The sequence below is a fragment of the Clostridium sp. AF15-41 genome (assembly GCF_003604095.1).
In the GTDB taxonomy this organism is placed as follows: Bacteria; Bacillota; Clostridia; order Lachnospirales; family Lachnospiraceae; genus Coprococcus.
In genome coordinates this window covers 76,499-80,596 of record NZ_QTMQ01000004.1, presented here as the reverse complement: position 1 = coordinate 80,596, position 4,098 = coordinate 76,499, and the positions used below count along the sequence as shown (strand labels likewise).

Here is a 4,098-nt window from a genome sequence, read left to right as displayed (position 1 = left end):
CTCCGTTAAATTCCGATTTCTCAGTTTCAAAAACTGGAATTTATCAAGCTGTTAATTTTGAAAATTTCTTTGAAAATCTATTGACTCCTACGCAACGTAATAGTTTACGATATGTTTATCGAGAGGAGGAAATGACAATGATGACAGTGAATGAGGTAAGTAAATTAACAGGAATGAGTATACGCACTCTGCAGTATTATGATACCATTGGTCTCTTAAAACCTATTGAATATACAGAGTCAGGTTATAGGCTGTATGACGATACATCCTTGGAAAGGCTGCAACAAATTTTACTGTTTAAAGAATTGGAATTTCCGCTTAAGGAGATTAAAAAGATAATTGATGCCCCTAACTTTGACAGGAATAAAGCATTAGAGCAGCAGATTGAATTGCTTACTATGAAAAAAGAGCATCTTGAAAATCTTATTAGTTTCGCTCGAGGAATAAAAGGAATAGGAGTGAAATATATGGATTTTAAAGTATTTGATACAACAAAGATTGATGAGTATTCTAAACGAGCAAAAGAACAATGGGGACAAACCTCTGAGTATAAGGAGTTTGAAGAGAAAACAAAGAACTGGACGAAAGACGATGAAGCTACTGTTGCAAATGAGTTTATGCAATTATTTGTTGAATTCGGACAAATGAAAGAAATGGACCCAGAAGATGAACAGGTGCAGTTGCAGGTAAGGAAACTTCAGGATTACATTACAGATCATTTTTATACATGTTCTGATAAGATTTTATGCGGTCTTGGAAGAATGTATGCCGGTGGAGGAGAACTTACGGAAAATATTGATGATGTTGGAGGAGTTGGCACAGCAGAGTTTGCAAGTAAAGCTATTGATATATTTTATATGAGCGGAAGGTAAATTCCAGTAATACGCTCTGTTGATACGCTGATTTTTCTACGATATACTCCTTCAAAAAGGAGTGTGCTCTTATGGGTAGAGAAATTTATGACATCATCAATGACATGGCGGAAGTATTAAATGCATCGCAGATGGCAAAGGAGACAAAGAGAGGAAAGCATATTTTGATGCTAAGACCAAAATTCATTTGTTGAATTATATTGAATCAAGGACAGATAATAATATAGCGTTATTTGTGTCGTTATACAAACCATACAGTAGACTTACTGAAAGCGGTGTGGAGTTACGATTACGAGAAATGGGGAAGAAGTTAGGTGTAGAAAAGGTACACCCACATAAGTTCAGAAGGACTATGGCCACCAGAGCAATTGAGAAAGGTATGCCGATTGAACAGGTACAGAAAATTCTGGGACATGAGCAAATAGATACAACGCTCAGATATGCAATGGTTAATCAAAACAATGTGAAGCTATCGCATCGAAAATATATTTCATAGATTGATTTGTAACGCAAAAGACGTTACAATAAAAGAAAGATGGAGGTGTATTCTATGGGAAAAACAGCAACATTAAATATAAGAGTAAATCCAGATGTAAAAGAAAATGCAGAAAGTGTATTGGCACAATTAGGGATACCAATGGCTACTGCTATAGATATGTATTTAAAACAAATATCATTAGTAGGAGGAATTCCTTTTTCTGTTGTATTACCAAAAGCGGCTAATTCAGTGAATGCAGATATGATGTCTGTTACACAGATTCATCAAAAGTTAGAAAAAGGATATGCCGATATAGAGAAAGGAAATGTTGAGGATGCAGCTAGTGCGTTTGTGGCATTTAGAGAGAGGCATTAATGAAGCACTATAAGGTAGAGATTACAAAAGAAGCTTTGCAGGATATGGAAGATATATACAATTATATTGCTATAGATTTGCTTGCTCCGGATAATGCAATGGGACAATATAATCGCATTGCTGATGAAATACTTACATTAGACACTTTCCCGGAACGATTTAGGATTATGGATTCTGAGCCGGAAAAGAGAATGGAGTTGCGTAGAATGCTCGTCGATAATTATTCAGTATTTTACACAATCCGTGACGAAAGGGTAATTGTAACGGATGTGTTATACACGGCATCTGATATAGAAGCACGTTTGAGAGGCGAGCTATAAAAGCACGCGTTTATTTGAATTTGTCGACTTGTTAATTTCCAATTTTTAGTGATAGGGAGATACACAATGAATGGTTTGATTATAAAGGTACTCAGCATAAGTATTGCGGTAGTAACCGTAGTATACTTGATTATTTATAAAGGAAATACCATGATTACAAAGATATTTAGCGTGTGTATTATAGCAGCAATGGTAATATACTGGATTGTTTATGAAAGAAATACAAGAAAGCGAAAAAAACAGGAATTACAGCGTGATGACTATTTATTTGCGAAAGAAAACGATTTGCCGTTACAGATAAATTGGAATGAGATAAATGACTTTTTGTCAGATTCCGGATATGGTGTAAATATGCCAATGGAGAATTGGTTTATGATGGATTGGGCGAGACAGCCCTGTGTGGAGAATGGTATAAAAGAAGGAAAGTTTTCTATGAAAGGATTTCGAGTGTTACAAGCTTTAAGTAACGATATGAAACACATTTTTTATGATGTGAGGTTTAATTATGACCGTGGTCCGGATATAGAAGATAAAAATAGGAAGTACGAAGCCGTAAAAAAGGTGTTGGAAACAAAATATGCCGGTTTGTCAGAAGAAGTACGGAAGAATATATATGACCAATTTGTTAAGATATATGAAAGAAAAATCTAATTATAATACAAAGGAGGAAGCTGTTGAGTTTTTTAATGAATGAAACTAATCTTACATATGAAGAATGTTCTAAAGCCAACGATTTCCATATTAGACTAAATAAGAAAAATTAATATACAATTCTAATTTATGAGGACGCTATTATGATCAAATTATTACCGCTAAAAGCGGAAGACAGAGAACAATTTATTACGGATAATCAGGAGGCATTCAAATTTGGAGCATTAGAAGAATTTGGTACTCGTGACGAACACTTTGAAGATGGAGAGGAAATCATTTCTCGAAAAACCATCGAGAATGCTATCGACGCCGGAATTGCACTGCGTATCTCAGATGACGGAAAAAACATAGGTGGTGCAGTAGTGAAAATTGAGGGCGAACATGGTGATTTGGAACTACTGTTTGTATCCCCAGATGCTCACAGCAAGGGTGTAGGTTATACTGCATGGTGTGCCATTGAAAAAATGTTCCCGCAGGTAACTGTGTGGGAGACATGCACACCGTATTTTGAAACAAGAAATATTCATTTCTATGTGAATAAGTGTGGATTTCATATTGTGGAGTTTTATAATCAAAAGCATCCCGATCCCTATGATCCTGAAACAGGACAGGAAAATACTTTCGAGGAAGATAGTTCGGATGGTATGTTTCGATTTGAAAAAAGAGTTCGATGAATTCCAGTTTATAGAGTTAAAAAATATAAGTTAAGGAGGCATGTATTATGAAAAAAGTAATCTATCTGCTTGTATTATGTATGGTGCTGGGAATGGCTGGATGTGGAACGAATCAAGAAAATAAAGAACCTGTGTCTGGAAATGTGTCCGTAGAAACAGAAAATAAAGAAAATGATGATGTAGTACAAAATGAGCAAATAGCAGATACTGGCTCATATCCTCCATGTGTTATGGTTGATGGTGTTATATATAAAGACACAGGATATGTAGCGTCAATGCCTGGTTGTGGAACAATGGATGGAGAAATTGTGTCAACAGTGGCAGGGACAGAGTTACCATCTGAAAATAATCAATCAAATTTCGGAAGCGGATATCATTATCAAAGGAGTTCTGAAGGTCAGCTCATAGTAGTCATTGATGACGAACGAATCATATTTAGAGATATTGCAAAAGATGATACGTCTATTCCAATAGAGGTTATCAATTTTAATGCAAAAGTAAAAGAAATTACCGATGATGGAGAACTTCTTGTAACGCATGTGAGTACAGCTGAAGGCTTTTGTCAGATGAATGATGGAGAGTATTATGTATCGGCAGAAAATTTAGCGGAAGATGTTCAGGTGGGAGATATCGTTACAATATGGTTTAATGGAATGATTCAAGAAACATACCCTGCTCAATTGGGGGTAGTTTATAGAATCATTAAAACACAATAATTAGTCAAATTC

At 35.5% G+C, this 4,098-nt stretch carries 6 protein-coding genes and 1 pseudogene; all 7 read left to right on the top strand.

What is annotated here, in order from left to right:
• Positions 1-137 precede the first annotated feature (137 nt).
• On the top strand, positions 138-872 hold the full coding sequence (locus DWW43_RS04210) for a MerR family transcriptional regulator (protein ID WP_008402212.1): 735 nt from the start codon (positions 138-140) through the stop codon (positions 870-872).
• A 118-nt stretch (positions 873-990) separates the two neighbouring features.
• A pseudogene (locus DWW43_RS04205) lies at positions 991-1,368 on the top strand (site-specific integrase); the annotation flags it as partial.
• A 54-nt stretch (positions 1,369-1,422) separates the two neighbouring features.
• Positions 1,423-1,725 (top strand): type II toxin-antitoxin system RelB/DinJ family antitoxin, encoded by a 303-nt coding sequence (locus DWW43_RS04200; protein ID WP_172681925.1) that lies wholly within the window; start codon positions 1,423-1,425, stop codon positions 1,723-1,725.
• Positions 1,725-2,045, top strand: a complete 321-nt coding sequence (locus DWW43_RS04195; RefSeq protein ID WP_008402216.1) for a type II toxin-antitoxin system RelE/ParE family toxin — start codon at positions 1,725-1,727, stop codon at positions 2,043-2,045. The genes DWW43_RS04200 and DWW43_RS04195 overlap by 1 nt, the downstream gene beginning before the upstream one ends.
• A 66-nt stretch (positions 2,046-2,111) precedes the next feature.
• A complete protein-coding gene (locus tag DWW43_RS04190; protein WP_119962815.1) occupies positions 2,112-2,696 on the top strand; it encodes a hypothetical protein in 585 nt (194 codons plus the stop codon).
• A 143-nt stretch (positions 2,697-2,839) separates the two neighbouring features.
• Positions 2,840-3,370: a GNAT family N-acetyltransferase gene (locus DWW43_RS04185; protein WP_119962814.1), complete on the top strand. Its 531-nt coding sequence runs from the start codon at positions 2,840-2,842 to the stop codon at positions 3,368-3,370.
• A gap of 47 nt (positions 3,371-3,417) precedes the next feature.
• Positions 3,418-4,086: a hypothetical protein gene (locus DWW43_RS04180; protein ID WP_119962813.1), complete on the top strand. Its 669-nt coding sequence runs from the start codon at positions 3,418-3,420 to the stop codon at positions 4,084-4,086.
• Positions 4,087-4,098: the final 12 nt, after the last annotated feature.

Coding starts and splice junctions, on each gene's coding strand:
- DWW43_RS04210 (WP_008402212.1), top strand. CDS start 138: ATGATGACAGTGAATGAGGTAAGTAAATTAACAGGAATGAGTATACGC.
- DWW43_RS04200 (WP_172681925.1), top strand. CDS start 1,423: ATGGGAAAAACAGCAACATTAAATATAAGAGTAAATCCAGATGTAAAA.
- DWW43_RS04195 (WP_008402216.1), top strand. CDS start 1,725: ATGAAGCACTATAAGGTAGAGATTACAAAAGAAGCTTTGCAGGATATG.
- DWW43_RS04190 (WP_119962815.1), top strand. CDS start 2,112: ATGAATGGTTTGATTATAAAGGTACTCAGCATAAGTATTGCGGTAGTA.
- DWW43_RS04185 (WP_119962814.1), top strand. CDS start 2,840: ATGATCAAATTATTACCGCTAAAAGCGGAAGACAGAGAACAATTTATT.
- DWW43_RS04180 (WP_119962813.1), top strand. CDS start 3,418: ATGAAAAAAGTAATCTATCTGCTTGTATTATGTATGGTGCTGGGAATG.